The organism is Streptomyces bikiniensis (assembly GCF_000716625.1).
GTDB lineage: Bacteria > Actinomycetota > Actinomycetes > Streptomycetales > Streptomycetaceae > Streptomyces > Streptomyces bikiniensis.
Genome location: NZ_JNXJ01000108.1, coordinates 1 through 898 on the forward strand (window position 1 = coordinate 1; position 898 = coordinate 898).

Genomic DNA, 898 nt, shown 5'->3' on the forward strand with positions numbered 1-898 from the left:
CTAGGCAGTGTCTTCAAATGATCACCGCTGGTGGATCATGGTGTTGTGATACGTCGCCATGAACTGTCGGACGCCGAGTGGGAGTTCGTCCGGCCGCTGCTGCCCGAGTCGTTGCGGGGGCGGAAGCGGCTGGACGACCGCAGGGTGCTGAACGGGATCGTGTGGAAGTTCCGGACCGGGACAGCCTGGCGGGACGTGCCCGAGCGTTATGGCCCGTGGGCCACGCTGCACACCCGTTTCCGCAGGTGGGCGGCGGATGGGACGTTCGAACGGATGCTGCGGGCCGCGCAGGCGAAGGCGGACGCGGCGGGCGACATCGAGTGGCTGGTGTCGGTCGACTCCACGATCGTCCGAGCTCACCAGCATGCGGCCGGGGCCCGAAAAGGGGGCTCCGCGACCCGGCCCTCGGCCGGTCCCGAGGCGGCCTGACCAGCAAGATCCACCTGGCCTGCGACAGCCGGGGCCGTCCGCTCGCGTTCGTCGTCACGGGCGGCAACACCAACGACTGCACCCGGTTCACCGCCGTGATGGAGGCGATCCGGGTGCCCCGGATCGGACCGGGGCGGCCCCGGGTCCGGCCCGATCACGTCCTGGGCGACAAGGGCTACAGCTCGAAGGCGATCCGCGCCTGGCTCCGCCGCAAGGGCATCGCCCACACGATCCCCGAGCGGGCCGACCAGGTCCGCAACCGGGGACGGCGAGGCAGCCGCGGAGGCCGACCGCCGGCCTTCGACCGCGAGACCTACAAGCGCCGCAACGTCGTGGAACGTTGCTTCAACCGCCTGAAGCAGTGGCGTGGCATCGCCACCCGCTACGACAAAACCGCCCAGTCCTACGAAGCAGCCGTCACCCTCGCATCACTCCTGATGTGGGCGTGACATTTGACGACAGAACCTAG

Annotated in this window: 1 protein-coding gene; it reads left to right on the forward strand. The window is 69.3% G+C overall.

What is annotated here, in order from left to right:
- Window positions 1-45: 45 nt before the first annotated feature.
- Window positions 46-878, forward strand: a protein-coding gene (locus OO47_RS35860; RefSeq protein ID WP_407696382.1) for an IS5 family transposase whose coding sequence is annotated in 2 segments (ribosomal slippage) — window positions 46-388 and window positions 388-878 — 834 coding nt in all. Because the reading frame shifts where the segments join, the coding sequence is not laid out codon by codon here.
- The last annotated feature ends 20 nt before the right edge of the window (window positions 879-898 follow it).